The following is an 18801-nucleotide window of genomic DNA, read 5'->3' as shown; positions in this document are numbered from 1 at the left end:
AAGAAGGAAATGGTTTATCACGAATAGATGAAACCGGGTTTGAACCAGTGAAGACTGATCATTCGTTGAAGATGCATACAAACAATTTTATGTTGGATTAAAATTCGGGAACTAAACAAATCGAAGCAATATGAAAGCTGAAAAGTTATTAATGCTTGCCGGTATTATAAGCCTGCTTTGTGTTTCCTGTTCAACGTCCGGAATTTTGCTTGATCTGCCGGAAGAGATGAATGGCCGGAAGGTTGAGACAATTACAATCGCAGGAGTAAAAGGGAAAGGGATTACAGGTACGAAACGCAGGCTTAAATTTGATCATACTTATTCGGGAATGGTTAAAGATGGTTGGCATATCAGTGCTGATCTGTTTGATAAAACGCCTGGTGCTGTTTTTTCTGCTGAAGCAACCAGGAGAAGTTTGCTTGCAAATCTTGGATTGGATGTGAATGATGTTGTTTCAAAAACCGTTGATTCGTATCAGTTCAGTATCGCTGATACAGCGAATGCTTTTTTGGTTTTCTGTTCCCAGCAATATCTTGGGAAGAGTACAAATTATAAAGCAGACGGGAAAGCTGATTTTTCAATTGCCAGGCAGCAACTGTCGAAATTCAGAGCCGCACTCATTCCTCCGGCGAAAACAGCGATGGACGAATGGTATGTTGAAATGGGCTTTGATCGGGTAACTCCCGGCGGTGTACTTGCTACAACGGTTCGGGAAGGTATGCCGCAGGAGAAAGGATTTTTGACCAACAAAAAAGATACAATCTTTATCGAGTCCCTGTTTATCAAAGCGGCAAGACCGGCAAACACAGAAAAGGGGATGGTCAAAGTGACCGGTGGCTATATGTTTACATTCCAGGATCAAATCATTGGTTCTGTCGATCTGTTCAATTCTTCCTGCTCGTTTTTTAACGTAATGAATGCGAATCAAAAACTGGTCGTGGCTGCTGCGGCAAGCGCATTGCTCCTGCGTAACCGGTAAACAGGTTCGTGCGTGTAAACGCTAAAGCGGTTGTTGACACATGAAACCAATGGGAGCAAAGAAGTTTTCCGGATCAGTAAGCGAACAAGGAGGTAGTAAAACTTGAACAGGAAATTAGTAGATGGTTTTACCCGTATAAAATTAAATCCGGGTTTAGTCTTTAGCAGTTGACGGTTATTCCAAAAGGCAAAAATTACAGGGTTATACAAAGCGGAACTAAAACCGGGAAATGCAATGCACAGATAGTTGTTGATGCTTGTTGAAGACTGACAATGTTTATTGTCAGTCATTGTTTTTGTTAATTATAATGCAGCCAATGCTGTTGTCTTTCTGGATACTGCTGTTACAGCTTTTTGGCATGGCAATTCCTGTTGCCGGCTTGTCACTCATCCGCAGATGATGGTTGTTTGCAGCTCCTTTCTTGCAGTTTGTGTCTTATTTTGGCTGACGCGTATAAAAGCCGAATTTTTGCAAGGATGAAACGGATGTTGCAGCATATTTTATTTTGGGTTGTTTATTTTGTTTTTTTAGTCATTACAGAATTTGCATGGGTCAAAGTATCTTATCCGTTATCAGGTAATTCGGGAATTATTGCAAATGCAGTAAAGGCCTGTTCCATTACGATCTTACCGCAAATGGTATTTACTTATTATATCAGTTATGTCACCCTGGTCAGGATTGTTCTGAACAAAGCAAAAATGAACTGGTATATCCTTGAAATCGGGCTGCTTTTCTTATTGACAGTTACGGTTACCCAATTGCTTGCACACCGTGTTGTAGGCGTGTATATCTACGGCATTACGGATGTAAGTTTGTTGTATCAACTGACACAGTTTTTAAGTTTTGTGATATACACCGGATTCATAGCAGGTGTCATGGTAACCGTTAAATACATCAAACAACAGTTGCGTACTGCCAAACGTGAGCAGGAGTTGATCAATGAAAAATTATCGACGGAATTGAAGATGCTGCGTAACCAGCTGAACCCGCATTTTCTGTTCAATACCCTCAATAACATTTATGCGCTTGCGCGAAAGCAATCTGTGCAGACTCCCGATGCTGTTATGAAGCTGTCAGAGTTGCTGAGTTTTATGCTATACGAATCAGGTAAGGATACCATTTCTATTAAAAAGGAAGTTGAGTTTATTGAGGATTACATTTCGTTGGAAAAAATCAGGTACGGCGACAGGCTGACTTTGACTTTTACCAAAGAAATCGATCAGTATGATCAGGGGGTAGCGCCCTTGCTTTTATTGCCATTGGTGGAAAATGCATTTAAACATGGCGCAAGTCAATCCAGGAAAGAATCATTTATTGAAATGAATCTGGTTGTAAAGAACAGCATTCTGTTATTCGGCATCCGCAATAATTTTGAAGCCTCCGGAAAGGAACTACGGTCATCCCATATCGGTTTACAGAATACACAACGGCAGCTTGAATTGCTGTACAAGGAACAGGCATTAACGATCTTTACCCCTGAGAATATTTTCTATGTTGAATTGCGAATTAATTTAAACAGTTATGGTGCGATATAAATGCGTGGTGATCGAAGATGAACCGCTGGCAGCTGAAATTTTAACCGATTATATTTCACAGATTCCGTTTCTGGAACTGAAACAGGTTTATTCGGATGCCTTAACGGCTCTTGAATTTCTGAAAAGTGAAAAAGCTGATGTGCTGTTTATTGATATCCATCTTCCCAGGCTTAACGGACTTGACTTTATCAAAACACTTTCCAATCCTCCGCAGATCATTCTGACAACTGCTTACCGCGAATATGCATTGGAAGGATATGAGCACAACGTGGTGGATTATTTGTTGAAGCCGATCAGTTTCAGCCGTTTTTTAACTGCAGTGAATAAACTGAAAAACAATCTTCCCGTTTCTGATATTATTTTTTCGGACAATAAAGGTGGTACCGATGAGAAGCAACACATTTATATCAATGTCAATAAGCGCCGCATAAAGATTGACCTGGATGAAATTTTATTTATTGAAAGTAAACGGGAATATATCAGCATCGTTACCAGGGAAAAGACCTTTCTCACCAAATTTCAATTATCAGAAATCGAGAAACATCTGGATAAGGGAAGCTTTATTCGTGTGCATCGTTCTTTCATAGTAGCGAAATCCAAAATCACTGCATTTACATCGGCTGATGTGGATATCAAAGGCATGCTGATCCCTATTGGAAGAAGCTATAAAGAACTTGTTCTTTCTGTTTTAGGTGAGTCTATCTGATGCACCGCTCATGTTACGGGTATCCTCCGGCCGTTAGCATATGGCTTTCATCTTTTCTTTTTCGTCGACTGTCGTTTCGTTATTGTTATTGATAGAATCGGTCTGTACTGATGATCGGTCCAGGCTATTTTTACAACCGTGCGGTACATAAGTCATACACGCAGTTAATCACCCGCATAATAGCAGTCTTTTGGCTGTTATATCTTTTCTCATATTAATGATTTAGTCATTAATAAACAGGCAGTTTCCACTGCCTGTTGTTGTTTGCTGCATAGTGTACTGTCAACACAAAAGCCATTACAGCTTTGCAAAATTGTTTTTATGGGTTGTTGATTGCAGTTGGTCGATTATCCGGTTTTTACGTTTTGCTGCATGATAATTTCAGCGATTATTATCTATCAACTAAATGTTATGAGAAGAAAATTATTAGTGTTTACACTTCTGTGCATCTGCAGTTTAACTGCTTTCGCACAGGAAAAAACGATTCAGGGAAAAGTGACTGATGAAAATGCAACACCACTGTCAGGTGTCTCTGTTACCGTAAAGGGTTCTGCAAAAGGAACGGTAACAGACCGTGAAGGTGTTTTTACACTTTCTGTGCCGGACAATGCCAGAACAGTTTTGTTTTCCTTTGTGAATTATGTAACACAGGAAGTTGCACTCGGAAATAAAACATTTATCCAGGTGCAATTGCTGACAGAAGAGAAAGCGCTTTCGGAGGTTGTTGTAGTTGGTTACGGCACGCAACGTAAAAAAGAACTGACCGGCTCTGTTGCGCAGGTAAAAGGAACTGATCTGGCCAACAGACCCTTACAGGGACCGGATCAGGCTTTACGTGGTCAGGTAGCCGGGGTGACCGTTACGCAAAGTTCGGGAACACCGGGATCTTCTATGAATGTCAACATCAGGGGTACAGGTTCGATCAATGCAAGCTCTCAACCTTTGTATGTGGTGGATGGAGTTCCCATTAACACCGGAAGTTATTCGCAGATAGGTGTTGGCGGGCAAACGCTGAATTCGCTGGCAGATATTAATCCAAATGAAATTGAATCCTATGAAATTCTGAAAGATGCGGCAGCAACTGCCATCTATGGTTCAAGGGCAGCGAACGGTGTTGTATTGATCACAACCAAACGTGGCGCAAATAAAAAAACAAAGATCAATCTGTCCACCTACTATGGTATTTCAAATGTGGCAAAGAAGATTCCTGTGCTTACAGGACCGCAGTATGTGGAACTGGTACAGGAAAGTATTGTCAACAGGTATGGTGCGGGGATTTTACCTTCTGCCATTGGATTGGTAGGACTTGACAATGCGCCATCAACCTTTCCGACAACCAACTGGCAGGATGAAATATTTACACAGGGATCCGTACAAAACCATGACATCAGTGCACAAGGTGGCAATGATAAAACCCGTTTTTTTGTTTCCGGTTCTTATTTTGATCAGAACGGTATTGTACTGAAGTCTGATTTTAAACGCTACAATTTCAGGCTGAATCTGGATAATAAAGTAACCGATAAATTTAAAGTTTCAACGGGTATCGGTCTGAGCCGTTCTGTATCCAACCGTTTGAGTAATGATAACAATATCTATGGCGTTGTCAGTACTTCTGTTTTACTCGGTTCCCATATTCCTGCTTATAATGCCAATGGTACTTACGGAAGGGATCCGAACAGTTCAACTGAAAACCCTTTGGCCAATGCATATGAAGTTACCAACCTGGTAGCCAATAACCGGATACTCGCAAATATTTCCGGTGAATATGAAATTTTGAAAAATCTCAGTTTTAAATCATTGTTTGGTGTAGACTTTATTGGATTAAGGGAGCAGAATTTCATACCCAGTACACATTTGCAGGCTGTCGGCGTAAGGGGTGATGGTATTGAAGGATATACCCAGGATTTCAACTGGATCAATGAAAATATCTTAACATACAAAAAATCTTTTGGAGCGCACGCGGTTGCATTTACCGGTGTGGCTTCTTTTCAGGAATCTGTATTTGAATCTGTTTTTGCAAGAGCGCAGAATTTTCCCGGTAATCAAATCAGAAGGTTGTCTGCAGGCTCTGTACGGGTCAATGCAAGTTCAACGGGTTCTTCCTGGGGATTGGCTGGTTATATCGGCCGGGTCAACTATGCCTTCAAAGACAAATATCTTGTCAGTGGCAGTCTGCGACGGGATGGCGTATCAAGATTTGGTGAAAACAAACGATGGGGTACGTTCCCGGCTGTTTCCGGAGCCTGGAGAATAAGTGAAGAAGCGTTCATGTCGAAGGTGAAATTTATCAGTGATCTGAAAATAAGAGGGAGTTACGGCAGATCAGGTAATTCTTCGGTTGCTGATTTTGCATCTCTTTCTCTGGTCGGTGCCGGTGTAAATTATCTGCAAACTGCAGGGTTATCACCGGTTCAATTAGGTAATCCGAATCTGGGCTGGGAAGAATCAGAACAGACCGATATTGGATTAGAGATGCAATTGTTTCAACGGATCAATGTGACTGCCGAATATTATATCAAAAATACCAATGACCTGTTGCTGGCCCGTTTGCTTCCCGGTTCTTCGGGTTTTTTAACCGTTACTGAAAACATCGGCAAACTCCAGAACAAAGGTTTTGAGTTGGGTATATCCGGTGATATCATTCGACGGGAAGACTGGAATTGGAATGTCAACTTCAATATCACCTTCCCGCAGAATAAAGTGATCAAACTGGCTGGCTCTCCGATTGCACAAGGCTTTGCAAGCTGGGTAGAAGAGGGGAAGGATCTGGGATCATTCCGTGGTTACGTGGTAAAAGGAATTTTTCAGACACAGGCAGAAATCAATGCAGCCCCTGTTCATTCCTCTGCAACCAGACCCGGTGATATTCAGTTTGAAGACCTCGATAAAGATGGAAGAATAACAGCCAACGATCAGCGCATCATCGGTAGTGCAGTTCCCGATTATTTTGGCGGCATGACCAACAGTATTTCGTACAAGGGTATCAGCCTGAATGTGTTTTTACAATACACACAAGGCAACGAAGTGTACAACAATACACGTGCATTTGCGGAAGGCATGAATTCAATATTTGGACAGGCGGCTTCTACTCTGGAGCGCTGGACTCCCGCAAAAACAACTACCACAATGCCAAGGGCGGTGTTTGGAGATCCGAATAACAACCGCCGTAATTCAACAAGATGGCTGGAAGACGGATCATTTGTCCGGCTCAAAAATGTGTTACTGTCGTATAGTTTATCGACTTCTTTAGTAAAGAAAATACATGTCAGCAGTTTACGCTTCTTTGTACAAGGGGAAAATTTATATACGTGGACAAAATACAAAGGTCTGGATCCTGAAGTAAGTACGTTCAGTGTTACGAACACTTCACCCGGTACTGATTTTCTCACTTTTCCGCAGGCCCGTACCATCACATTTGGTTTGAACATTGGCTTATAATTTAAAACTGATTTTTTATGAAGTACTACAGCATACTTTTATTGGCATTATTCTCTTTTTCATCTTGTAACAAAATACTGGATCAGCAACCGCAATCACAGATTGATCCCGCAGATGCATTTTCAACACGTGCCGGCGTAGAAGCAGGACTAATCGGGATTTATGACGGATTGCAGGCGCAGGATTATTACGGGCTTCATTATTGGGTATTTGCGGATTTATATGCAGATAACCTTAGCCATACAGGAACTTTTCCAACATTTGCACAGGTAGCAAACAAGCAGTTGCTTGCAGACAATGTAAACATCACCAATATGTGGAACGTGATGTATAACATGATTAACCGGGCAAACAATGTCATCAAACAGGCGCAGCAACTCAATGATCCCTTGTTTGATAAAAGCGGTGCTTTGGCGCAGGCCCGCTGTCTCCGTGCGTTGTGTTATTTTGATCTCATCCGTTATTTCGGCGGCTCTGCAACAGGCTATAATAAAGCAAACGGTGCAGGGGTTCCGCTGGTGCTGGAGCCAACGATCAATGTGACGGATGCAACACCGAAAGCAAGAGCGACAGAAGCAGAAGTGTACACAAAAATTATCGAGGATCTTGATTTTGCAATGGCCAATTTACCTGCCTCAGCTGCCAATGGCCGCCTTACAAAAAATGCAGCCACTGCGTTAAAAGCACGGTTACAACTTTATCGTGAGCAATGGGAAGAGGCTGAAACCCTCAGTACGGCTGTGATCAGTCAGTTTGCAGCATTACCGAACGGAGGACTTGTAAACGGCATTGATTATACCAATCTCTGGTTGCAAAAAAATGCCAAGCCCGAAAGCATCTGGGAGTTACAGTTCTTTACCGATGATGCCAACTCCGGGGCATTTTATTATTATACAGGCGCATTCGGTGGCAGAAATGAAATTGCCAGTACAGCTTCACTTGGAGCTGCACATGAGACCGGTGATGTCCGGCTGCCGGTAAACAGAACGGTCGCTGCTCCAGGAATACCGGCAAACAAGACCAGGAAATTTTCACGTGTGGCAGGAGATGATAATGTGATATTGATCCGTCTGGCTGAATTATATCTTATTCGTGCGGAAGCAAGGGCAAGAAAAACAGTACCGGATATTGCCGGCGCGCAGGCGGATCTGAACCTCATTCGTAACAGGGCAGGCCTGACCAATACAACGGCTGTTACGGTTACTGATTTAGTTACTGCAGTGCGCAATGAACGCAGGGTGGAGTTGGCCCATGAAGGTCATCGCTGGTTTGATCTGCGCAGGTACAACAGGTATGCTGATGTTGGTATTACAGAGCCGCATCGTTCCCTTTTTCCTGTGCCGCAACGGGAAGTACTGTCAAGCGGAAATGTCATCAAACAGAATACAGGCTATTGATAAATTTTGTTCGCTGTCTTTAACAGCGAAAGATGGTTTTAGGGTGGATGGTGCTTATGAAAACAGCTAGTGTTGGTTATGACTGAATGGTAGTTGTAGCCTTTCTCCAAAAGGCAGGCAATGTTTATTGTCTGCCGTTTTTTTTTGAAGGTATTGCGAACCGGACTGGTACGTTTTGAAAGCCCGTACCTGTTGTACGTTGACAGCAGATGCTCTTTGGTAGAGTATTGTCTGACAACAATAACGGCTGATCTATTTTTAAAATGCTGATTGCCGGAAAAGCATCAGGCCGAACACATTTTTTCAAAACCTTGTTTCAAACCTGTGACCGATTCATTGCTGCTCATGGTTTATATCTGCTGATGCAGGTGTCGAAAGTGAAAAGTAATGATCTGTGCATTTTGTTTTTTTCAGAAAAGAGAAGTCCGGTGTCCGGCGAAACAATGATGGCATGCAGATTTCATTACTGATGCTGTTTGAAAAGAGCCTTTCAGTCAATTTTTTTATTGCGTTCATTCATAAAACATAGATACATGCAGCAAATCAGTCAGGGGAAATTCAAAACAGCATTCATGCTTTTCAGAATCAGTGTAAGCTTATTGTTAATGATACATGGTATTGTACGGTGGTATGCCGGAGGAGTCAATGATTTTGGAACGTATCTGGATAGTCTGGGTTTCAAAATCGGTCCGGCCATTGCAGGGTTATTGACCATAACCGAAATTGTCGGCGGTCTGTTGATGGCTATCGGCTTCTGGCCTGTCTTGTTCGCATTCTTCTTTGTTGTTGAATTGATTGCAGGGTTAGTGCTTGTACACGGGAAAGAAGGATGGTTTGTTGTAGGATATGGCCGTAACGGATCTGAATACAGTGTGTTGCTCATTGTAAGCCTGATCCTGATTGCTGTTTATCACAGGCAGGCAGCGTCATCTTCTGCAAAACTAAAATAGGCATGTTCACTCTGCTGTTTGCATGAAGCGGGAACAAGGGTGGATACAGCTCAGCAACAGAAAGCCGGAGCTCTTCATCCGGGAAGTGTTGTACACTGGTCGTATAACAGCAAACGACGGAGCTGAAATACCGGCACATCTTGTTATCAATGAAAAGGTTGTTACCCTGCTTTTATTTTTTAAAATCAGTGATTATTGGAGTGAATGAAAAGTTTATTATTTGACTTTATAGCAAAATACGTTTCGCTCTCAGATGCAGAGAAAGATGCATTGCTTTCATTCGATTTGTTTCGAACAGCGAAGAAAGGAACAACTTTGCTCAGGACAGGGCAAACAGGGAAGGAAAGCTATATTGTTTTGAAAGGCTGTATCCGGACTTATTATAAACAGAAGGGAGCAGAAAAAACAACTGCTTTTTACACAGAAATGGATGCCTTGATACCTCCCTGTGTTATCACGAAAGCTCCATCCGAATACTTCGTTTGTTGTGTTGAAGACAGCGTTCTTGCTGTTTCAACTGCTGATATGGAAGCTGAACTCAACCGTAAATTTCCAAAGTTTGAATTACTGTACAGAAGATTATCAGAGGACCTGTTGGCTAAAAAACAAATCGACTTTGATGAGTTTAAGACTTCTTCACCTGCGCAGCGATACCTGAACTTACTGCAAAAAAGACCCGATCTTATTCAGCGTGTGCCACAACATCAACTGGCGAGTTTTTTAGGTATTACTCCGCAATCATTGAGCAGGCTAAGGGCGCGGATTGTTGAAAAGATCAGCTGAAGTTTATTTCTTAACGAAAGTGAACATATTTTGAATGACGGGTATTCATTTTTGTATCATCATCAAACAATAAAAGTGATATGCAAATGAGAATTCTATGTATCACGCTTGCTAGTTTATTTGCAGGCAGTTCACAAGTGTACGCACAAGATCAGGACAGTACTTACAAAAAGTGGTTTGCTGGCAGCACGTTCTATCTGTTAGGTAATTTTGATAACGTAAATAACCCCGCGTATATACAGGTAAATGTTGGCTACCGGATCACACCCAAAGATGTTGTCTCCCTGCGGTTTAAAAAATCCGTTTATGCCTGGCCAATAGGTATTCCTTTTGGATCACCCTCATTTGACGCAGCTGGCGAAAACTATCCCGGACAAGCACGCATACTTGCACCAACTTTAGGCTACCAGCGGTTTTGGTGGAAAGGAGCATATACATCCGTTCAGGCGTTGAATGCATTTGAAAAATACATGGATCCGAATAAAAAGAAGATCGGTAATGGCTACACATTGTACCTGGACTTTTACCTGGGGTACCAGTTTAGGTTTTTTAAAAACCGTTTCTTTTTTGAACCCGCAATCGGATGCAGCTATTGGCCGGTAAGAACGAATGTTCCGGAATCCTTTAAAGCAGTCGAAAAAAAATGGCCCAATTATTTTATTCAACCAGGACTTGATTTTGGGTACAATTTCAATGTTAAACGGAAAAAATAAAATCTGCTATCTGAGCTCGAAGGGATGCTGTTGAGGTTATGCAGAACAGGAAGTTTCTTAAGCGCTGCACAACGATTGCTGAATTCTGAACAGTGAAGTTATGGTTGTTTTTAGCGTCCGCAATATAAGGGGATAGCGGACATTGTTTGTGCGCGTATGTTCTGCTGACAGTTTTGAATTCTTGGGTTGCTTATACCAACCGGTTGCTCAATGCAACAGACACAACGGTGTTTATCCTGCACTAGTTGCATAAACCGACTGTAACCATTCGTTGGTGAATATGCACCAATAACACATGTAATGGACGCTGATGTATAGCCGGACAACAATGCTGCCTTTCTGCTATCCTGCATGCGTTGCATAAAACGTATTGCGATTACCGGAGCATCACAAAAGCAATGAGGTCTCAGCTACGCAAAGGCTGCATTTCTTACGGTTATGACTTAAGAGAAGAATTCGTTGGACGGTTTTCACAGATGCCGGCTATTCACTTTACACGTAAAGATTTGTAAACCTATAAAATAATCTATATGAAAGCGATTATGTATGACCGTTATGGAGATCCGGGTGTATTTTATTCACAGCAAACAGCACAGCCTGTTCCTGAGAGCAATGAAGTATTGATTAAAATTTATGCTTCTTCAGTTACAGCAGGAGAAATAAAGATCCGAAAAGGACAATTTCAGGGCTCCTTGTTTTTTACGATCATTCTGCGACTCCTGTATGGTCTATTCAAACCCAGAAGAAAGATCAGCGGATTTGAATTTGCCGGTGTTGTCGAAGCGACAGGTTCTGCAGTGACGCGGTTTAAAAATGGTGACGCTGTTTTTGGAACCACCACCGGCCTGCAACATGGCGCATATGCAGAATACATCTGTGTACCCGAAACCAGGAACCAGGGTGTTGTCATGCTTAAGCCGGATTATCTCAGTTTTGAAGCCGCAGCAGTGCTGCCTATCGGTGCGATGACAGCTTTGCAGTTGTTACAGAAAGTAAAGATTAAACCGGGCGATACGGTTCTTGTGTATGGTGCTTCCGGAAGTGTAGGTTCATATGCAGTACAGATCGCCGAAGCCTTTGGTGCAAAGGTGACTGCTGTTTGCCGTTCAGTTCATCATTCCTGGGTGCGTTCCATTGGAGCCCATGAATTGATGGATTATACCGGAGACGAACTCCGCCATTGCAGGCAACGTTTTGATATTGTTCTGGATGCTGTGGCGAAAGTAAAACCGGACACTCTCAGACGATTGCTGAAAAAGGGCGGCCGGTTCTGTTCTGTAAAAAGCTATACCCGCGAACGACTGGAAGATCTGGAGCTGATAGTGAATATTGCAGGACAGGGAAAACTAAAGCCTTTCATTGACAGAGTTTATTCACTCGATCAGATGACAGAGGCACATCACTATGTAGAACTTGGACATAAAAAAGGGAATGTGGTTATCCGGTGTTTGCAAACAGAAACAGCTTTGGCAAATAACGTTTGACAGATGTGGTCAGGGCAATCAATTCGCCTGAACGGGGCAGACAAATTAAAAAAAATATTTGCTTTTCGTAGTTTATCGGATTCTGTTAAGTGTAGAGTTGCCTTTTTCTTTCTGCGGGATACCGATGACTGCTCAACAAAAAATTACATCTACGAACAACCAATATCTGTCTATGAATGAACGGATGCCGGACGGAGGTAATACCAATGACAAAGAGGAAGCTATAATATTCTTCAAATTTGTCATGCGGCATACCTTATCAATCAGTGATGCGAAAATAGTTGTCATCATGCAAACATTGATGCAGACAGTCCGAACAGATCTGTACAATCCGGTAGGGGCTGCGATGATCACACTATCTCAGAACCTGCTTCTTAAAACACGAATGATTCAAACAATGCGTACATTTCTTTTACTGTTGCTCCTGGTTGGAGCAATGCCTGATCAGGCGACTGCACAAAAACTCAGCAGCAAAATAGACAGCCTCATAACAACAGTTGTTAAGGACAGTAATGGTCCGGGGGCTGTTTTCCTGGTTGCTAAAAATGGTCAACCTGTTTATCACAAAGCATTTGGCAAAGCCAATCTTGAACTGGGTGTTCCGCTTTCAACGCGACAGGTGTTTCAGATCGGATCAATGACCAAGCAATTTACAGCGATTGGCATTCTGCTTTTAGAAGAACAGGGGAAGTTGTCGGTGAACGATGCTGTATCGAAATATGTACCGGACTATCCGGCAGGAAATAGGATCACTCTTCATCATTTGTTGACACATACATCCGGTATAAAGGATTTTACAAAAATGAAAACCTTGAATGAGATCGCACAAAAAGAAATGACACCGAAAATGATGGTGGATTTTTTTAAGAACGAACCGGTTGAATTTGCACCGGGAGAAAAATTCGAATATAATAATTCCAGCTATGTACTGCTGGGGTATATCATCGAATTGGTAACGGGTGAAAGTTATGAAGCGTTTATTCAAAAATCTATTTTTCAAAAAGCAGGTATGCAGCAATCACGATATGCAACTGACAGGCAGGTTATTCTGAACCGGGCGGATGGATACCAGAAAAAAGAAAGTGGTTATGTCAACAAAACAATCATCAGTTACAGTGTTCCTTTTTCATCGGGTTCGTTGATGTCGACAACCACTGACCTGTTGAAATGGCAAAATGCATTGAATCAGCAGGTGCTTCTAAAAAAAGAAGAATTGCAAAAAGCATTCACGAAGTATAAGCTGAATGACGGAACCGAAATCACCTATGGTTACGGATGGCATATTAAGGATGTGAATGGCGTACCTTCAAGAGAACATGGAGGCAGTATCTTCGGATTTAAATCAATGGGTGTATACATTCCTGAAGAAGATATTTATGTAGTAGGCTTGAGTAATTGTGACTGTAATTCTCCAACCCAGTTAGCCAGGGATATTGCAGCACTGCTGTTGCAGGAAGGACGGAAAAAGGAAAAACAATAAGCACAACAGCAGTCGCAACACGATGACTGCCGTTTGCTGTTTAGTCCTGAATCAATTTCTCCTTCTGCAATACTGATAATTGTCTTCCTTGTGCAAACCGCTGTCACTGCAGTTCTATCCTGTTGTTGACGGCATTGGCGCATGCTTTTTTAATTGTTGCTATAATCGTTAATCTTATGAAACAATTATTTCTGTTGATCGGTATGTTATCCGGTTTGTATGCTTCGGCGCAAACGACCCTTGTGCCGGGCAGCCCACAGTTAGAACTGAACAGGTATAAAAGCCGCAAACAGGAAATGACTTATTTTACTGTCAGGGGGAACCAGCAAACAGCGATCGGTTCTTTTTCCATTGAAACAAGTAATGCCGGTAATACCGTGACACTGACCACGGTATTACGTTTACATGGTTCCGCTGCACAATGGATTGATACCAGTATTGCGGATAGCAAAACCTTTCAGCCGCTGTATCGTTCCTCTTTCAGTGCAGAAAAAGAAATGGTTCTCCGGTTTGGCAGTTCCGTGACAGGCTATTACAGGGATAAAAAAACACAACGACTGGTAACGGTAAAGGAATCAATTAAAGAAGGTTTTTTTGATGCTTACATGTATCCTTATCTGCTTGGGTTGTTACCGTTACGCTCAGGATATAAAACAGCGATTGCTGTATTTGAATTCAATCCCGCTTCTGTTACAGCTTTCAAAAAGTCAATGGTTGAAGAAGTAACCAGCAATCTGTTTCAAAGCCCTTTAACCGGTGATCACCAGGTCTGGCTGGTGAAAGTAATGGAAGAAGCTACAGGTGATCGCTATCAGTATTCGATTGATAAGCAATCGGGACGGATATGGAAAATCGATATTTTTTCCAAAGGTCAACATCTGCTGCTGGTGGATCAGGAAACGGATTACAATCCTTTGACCGCTGCTTTTGACAAAGAACAAACATTGCGTTTGCTGCAATCAGGAAATGCAACCATCGGTGGACAGGCTTTTGCGCGCGATAATGAAAACGAAGGTGCACTGAAAGGAATGGCTGTACTCAATATCAATAAAAAACAATTTGCACAACCCGGTACAGCAGTTATTCTCATTCCTTACACGGCTTATTTTAAAGAATGGATGTCGTTAAATGAAAAACTGTGGAAAAAGGGGAGGTCAGTGCCGCTTGCAAAAGAAGCAGCTGCCTGTATCAAAACGACCACTGTCTATGATCAGGAAGGACATTTTGAATTTACCAACCTCATGCCGGGAGAGTATTTGCTTTATACCGAGTTTGGATATACCCACACCACTTCAAGAACGGAAGTGATCGGGTACACCGATACCTATATCAATGGGATGTTTCAGGGAAGTTCAGCGAATACCAAAACCTATAAATATGGCACCAATACTGTGGCAGGAATAAAAAAAATCATCAGCATCAAAAAAGAAGGCGAAACCGTAACGGTTAAACTGAAAAAAACACTGTGATTTTTTTTCCGATCTCATGTCCAAACCTTCGTGATAGCGATTGGTTTTTGACTGTTTATTATTTTAACGGCTGAACATTTGCATACTGAAAGGAGTCGATTGCAGGTTAATGTATGTGAAGGATAACTGTTGACTGATCATCATTTTGTATGAGTTGAGTTTTTTTCAACTGAAAGATTTAGTTGAGAGTATTGTTACAGATCTGACTTTGTAAAGACGTCGATGCATTGTCTGCTCCATCATTTTTTTAGGGGTACAATCACCCGGATACGACATCAGCTGAATGTAACCTTGCAGGCGATGGAAACTTTCGCTAAGCCTATGACCTGATTGGTTGTCACTTTTTAATTGACGCGGCAGTCAAATTTCTCGTACATGCGTTTGAAGGAAAAGAAGTATTTCAATCACGGAATTGAATAGGATAAAGTATAGTTAGAATAAGCCTGAAGGTTTCCTAAACGGACTCAGCTGAAACTTATAGTTGCCGTTTCGGTTGAAACATGCAAGGTAAACCATACGCAGCTTACGGTGTCTGTGTCTTGCCCCTGATGCTTCACGTTCGTTTATGCTGGTAACGAGTTGTTCTCATTTTATATTTGAAGCGAAACGGGCAATCTGAATGATTCATTGCACAAGGAAACTGATTCTGTAAAGGTTTCTGCAATTGATTTAAAATGATACTTCCGGAAAGTAAAGCGTCCGGGTGTCTTGGAGTATATACCAGATCGTTGTTGCTGATACAGACAGATTGGAAGAACCGTCCGGAGTTTATTACATTTGAAAGTAAATACAAACATTTTTGAAGTTGAAGATGTTGTTGCTGATCTGACTATGCGATTATTTAAGTTTTCAAAAAATAAATATGCTGTTGAATTGCTCATGGATATTGGTTCCTATACTGATATTCCTTCCTACTTTTTTGAGAACAGCTTGCACTGTACAGATTTTTATGAAATAGTTTTCTTTAAAAAAGGAAACGGCTATCTCGAACTTGATCAACAACGGATAGCAATCGACCGGAACGTGATTGTGTTCATATCCCCCTTTCAAAAAAGGAGATGGTTTGTTGATAAGTCAAAAATTGAATGCTGCTTTTTATTTTTTCAGGATCGGTTTCTGTCCAAATTTTTCCTGGACAAACTGTTTACATTCAGGCTGCAGTATTTTTACAATAAAGTTTCTCCACTGTTTCTGAAAACCGCTGATGACGAGTCTTTACGCATTTTTGATGTATTGCAGGACCTGTTGCGTGAAATAAAAAAAATCAGATCAGACAGTGAACATATTACAAGAGCCTTGTTGTATTTTTTGCTCATTAAACTGAACCGTGCGTATGCAGAACGCTATCAACTGTCCGAAGAAACCAAGGAGAATACAACGGCATACAGGTTTAAGCAACTTTTAACCAATCATATAAACCAGCACAGAGACATTGAATATTACGCAGGAAAGCTCGCTGTCAGTCGGGTTACATTGAATAAATGTATTAAGGCGCAGTTTGGTATGAACGTCTCTGAGATGATCAATGAATTTTTATTGGTTGAAATAAAAAACCGGCTTTTGTATTCTGAGCTTTCAGTAAAGGAGATTGCCTATGAATTGCATTTCTCTGCACCCAATCATCTCTCCCGTTTCTTTAAAATGCTGACTGGTCTCTCGCCAAAGGACTTTCGCAATGCTTATCAAAATGGTATGTCTGTTTTCTGATTGGTAGCGGCTGACAATTAAAGAATAATAGGTTTGCACCATTATTTATCAATCAGTAACAAGCAGATGGTAGGGATTATCGGGTCGAAAGTTCACTTGTTCAAAGTGTCTTCTGGTTATGTTTTCAAACATTTTTTTATTCTGCTAGTGCTGGGTTCTGCAGTAAAAAATACGCATGCACAGCAACAGCAGTCAAAGGTGGTTATGATTTCGTTGGATGGTACTCCTGATTATTTAGTCGACCGGTTTCTGAAATCAGGCGTATTGCCGGCAAACGGTGCATTTGCAAAAATGAAAAAATACGGAGCGTATGCAGAAACGATGTTGCCTGTTAACGTAGCCTCCACTGGACCCTCGCATATTGCCCTGTTCACCGGCGCTTCCCCGTCAAAAACAGGAATTGTGGGAAACAGTTTTCGAAGCAAAGATCAGCCATGGGATCAACCTGCATTGTCTGCATTTCGTCAGCCTCTACAATCTGAGACCATTTTTCAGGCTGCCATGCGGCAGGGAAAGAAAGTAATGGTGTTAGGTGGCGTAAGCGTGGATAATCTTGCGCCGGAACGAAAGGTGGATTATATGCACATGTACCCGCAAGCAGCAGGCCCTTCATTGCTGTTAAACCTTGTTCCAACTGATGCTGAAATAAAAATTGGAGAAAACTATTTCAAATTGTTGAAGGTTGATGCCTCATCCGAATCACAACCGGTATTTGAAGTGACCGGAAAGTTGAAGATGCCTTTGTATATCTATCAAACTGATTCAGTTGCTATCGTTGCAAATAGTTTGCAGCCCGTTAAACAGATCATTATTGATAATGACGCGGATTTGAGTAATGGTTTTGCTGCTTCGTTGTCGGGTTCATCCTGGTCAACGATGATGGTAAGGGATAAGGAAAAACAATACGTTTCATCTATTCGGATATTGAATACGGATGCAGCACATCGGAATGTACGTTTGTTCATGAGTGCGCCTGCGGAAGTGTATGGCTATCCGGATGGCTTTCTGCAGCACCTGCAACAAACATGTGGTTATTGGCCGGGAGAGCCTGAGAACAGAAAGCAAACGAGTGGTGTAATCTCGGAGGATATCTGGTTTGAACAGGTTGACCGTTTAGCAAAATATTTCAGAGATCTGATTATTGCAGGTATGCAAACCAATCAATGGGATTTACTTTTCGGTTACTTTTCTACTCTCGATGATGTACAGCATCGCTATACACTGAGGGATCAACGTCAACTTGACTACAAAGCCGAACAGGGTAAGAGACCGGCCAGGTATGCATCCCTGATTGAACGCTATTTTCAGAAAGTAGACAATTACCTGTTGGATATTATGAACGCAGCTCCCAGGGGTACCAATTTTGTAATTGTTTCTGATCATGGAATGATTCCGGTTCATACAACAGTATTATTAAACAACTATATGGAACGATCAGGATTCTTTGTTTCACGTAAGGAGGTAAAAAGTTTTTCCAGCGGGACTTCTGCACATATCTATATCAATCAGTCGCTCATTGAATCGGCAGAGCGGACTGTTTATATAAAACGTCTTGCTCAAAGGCTTTTATTACTGCGGGATTCAGTTACAGGAGAACCCGTTTTTGAATTGGTTGCGGATCATGAAAAGCAGAAAGAACTAGGACTGTACCATGCTGCATATTCCGGAGATCTGTTTGTCAGTTGCAGGGCAGGTTATTCCATCTCCGACAGGCTCCTGTCTGATGTACCTGTGATGGTGCAGAATTCATTTGATCCGGAACTGTTTCAACAGCAACAACAGGCCATTAGAAATTTTCTTGTCAACGGGACAATGAATGAAACAGGCAGAGCCGTTCACGGCAATCTCGCAACAATGAGACAAGGACAATCTATTTTTTATGCGCTAGGGCCGGATGTTCCACGCAAAAAATTAGGAAAGATATTTTCGTTACAAATCGCTGCTACCATAGCAGACCTGCTTGGTATTGACCCTCCAGGGGATGTGGAAATGAAAGGGGTGTTTGTTCATGCCAACTAGGGAACAGGTTAGGTTCATGTAAATACATGTTGAAGAACTGTTAATCGAATAGTCCATGGCTTCTGCCCTTGAGTTGCGCAGGTTGCAATACGTTTTGCACGAGCCTTTGCGCTTCTGTGTGGAAATCAGCATATGATGACT

The 18801-nt window shown here is 41.8% G+C and carries 14 protein-coding genes; all 14 read left to right on the top strand.

Features of this window, described 5'->3' with window-relative positions; genetic code table 11:
- The first annotated feature begins 130 nt into the window (after positions 1–130).
- The 14 genes from IQ13_RS04720 (at position 131) to IQ13_RS04660 (ending at position 18660) form a co-directional block, all read left to right on the top strand.
- Positions 131–979, top strand: coding sequence for a hypothetical protein (locus IQ13_RS04720; protein WP_144884894.1), 849 nt, complete (start codon positions 131–133; stop codon positions 977–979).
- Between the two features lie 698 nt (positions 980–1677).
- The gene (locus IQ13_RS04715; protein ID WP_158637312.1) at positions 1678–2514 is read left to right on the top strand and encodes a sensor histidine kinase; all 837 of its coding nucleotides are present in this window, start codon (positions 1678–1680) and stop codon (positions 2512–2514) included.
- Positions 2501–3220: a LytR/AlgR family response regulator transcription factor gene (locus IQ13_RS04710; RefSeq protein WP_144884892.1), complete on the top strand. Its 720-nt coding sequence runs from the start codon at positions 2501–2503 to the stop codon at positions 3218–3220. Before IQ13_RS04715 ends, IQ13_RS04710 begins: the two co-directional genes overlap by 14 nt.
- A gap of 411 nt (positions 3221–3631) precedes the next feature.
- Positions 3632–6658: a SusC/RagA family TonB-linked outer membrane protein gene (locus IQ13_RS04705; RefSeq protein ID WP_158637311.1), complete on the top strand. Its 3027-nt coding sequence runs from the start codon at positions 3632–3634 to the stop codon at positions 6656–6658.
- Between the two features lie 17 nt (positions 6659–6675).
- Positions 6676–8055 carry a RagB/SusD family nutrient uptake outer membrane protein gene (locus IQ13_RS04700; protein WP_144884890.1) on the top strand — a complete coding sequence of 460 codons (1380 nt, stop codon included), beginning with the start codon at positions 6676–6678 and terminating at the stop codon, positions 8053–8055.
- A gap of 572 nt (positions 8056–8627) precedes the next feature.
- The gene (locus tag IQ13_RS04695) at positions 8628–9005 is read left to right on the top strand and encodes a DoxX family protein (RefSeq protein WP_158637310.1); all 378 of its coding nucleotides are present in this window, start codon (positions 8628–8630) and stop codon (positions 9003–9005) included.
- A gap of 22 nt (positions 9006–9027) precedes the next feature.
- Positions 9028–9213, top strand: a complete 186-nt coding sequence (locus IQ13_RS21325; protein WP_158637309.1) for a hypothetical protein — start codon at positions 9028–9030, stop codon at positions 9211–9213.
- Complete coding sequence (locus IQ13_RS04690) at positions 9210–9788, top strand: Crp/Fnr family transcriptional regulator (RefSeq protein ID WP_144884888.1); 579 nt, start codon at positions 9210–9212, stop codon at positions 9786–9788. The genes IQ13_RS21325 and IQ13_RS04690 overlap by 4 nt, the downstream gene beginning before the upstream one ends.
- An 86-nt stretch (positions 9789–9874) precedes the next feature.
- The gene (locus tag IQ13_RS04685) at positions 9875–10501 is read left to right on the top strand and encodes a hypothetical protein (RefSeq protein WP_199758167.1); all 627 of its coding nucleotides are present in this window, start codon (positions 9875–9877) and stop codon (positions 10499–10501) included.
- A gap of 530 nt (positions 10502–11031) precedes the next feature.
- Positions 11032–11985 carry an NAD(P)-dependent alcohol dehydrogenase gene (locus IQ13_RS04680; protein ID WP_144884886.1) on the top strand — a complete coding sequence of 318 codons (954 nt, stop codon included), beginning with the start codon at positions 11032–11034 and terminating at the stop codon, positions 11983–11985.
- A gap of 397 nt (positions 11986–12382) precedes the next feature.
- Positions 12383–13465, top strand: a complete 1083-nt coding sequence (locus IQ13_RS04675) for a serine hydrolase domain-containing protein (RefSeq protein ID WP_144884885.1) — start codon at positions 12383–12385, stop codon at positions 13463–13465.
- A 176-nt stretch (positions 13466–13641) separates the two neighbouring features.
- Positions 13642–14934: a DUF3108 domain-containing protein gene (locus IQ13_RS04670; RefSeq protein ID WP_144884884.1), complete on the top strand. Its 1293-nt coding sequence runs from the start codon at positions 13642–13644 to the stop codon at positions 14932–14934.
- A 1245-nt stretch (positions 14935–16179) separates the two neighbouring features.
- Positions 16180–16641 (top strand): helix-turn-helix domain-containing protein, encoded by a 462-nt coding sequence (locus IQ13_RS21320; RefSeq protein WP_158637308.1) that lies wholly within the window; start codon positions 16180–16182, stop codon positions 16639–16641.
- Between the two features lie 204 nt (positions 16642–16845).
- The gene (locus tag IQ13_RS04660) at positions 16846–18660 is read left to right on the top strand and encodes an alkaline phosphatase family protein (protein WP_158637307.1); all 1815 of its coding nucleotides are present in this window, start codon (positions 16846–16848) and stop codon (positions 18658–18660) included.
- Positions 18661–18801: the final 141 nt, after the last annotated feature.

It is taken from the genome of Lacibacter cauensis, assembly GCF_007830055.1.
GTDB lineage: Bacteria > Bacteroidota > Bacteroidia > Chitinophagales > Chitinophagaceae > Lacibacter > Lacibacter cauensis.
Note: the sequence above shows the minus strand (reverse complement) of the source record. Positions and strands in the feature narration are given on the sequence as shown.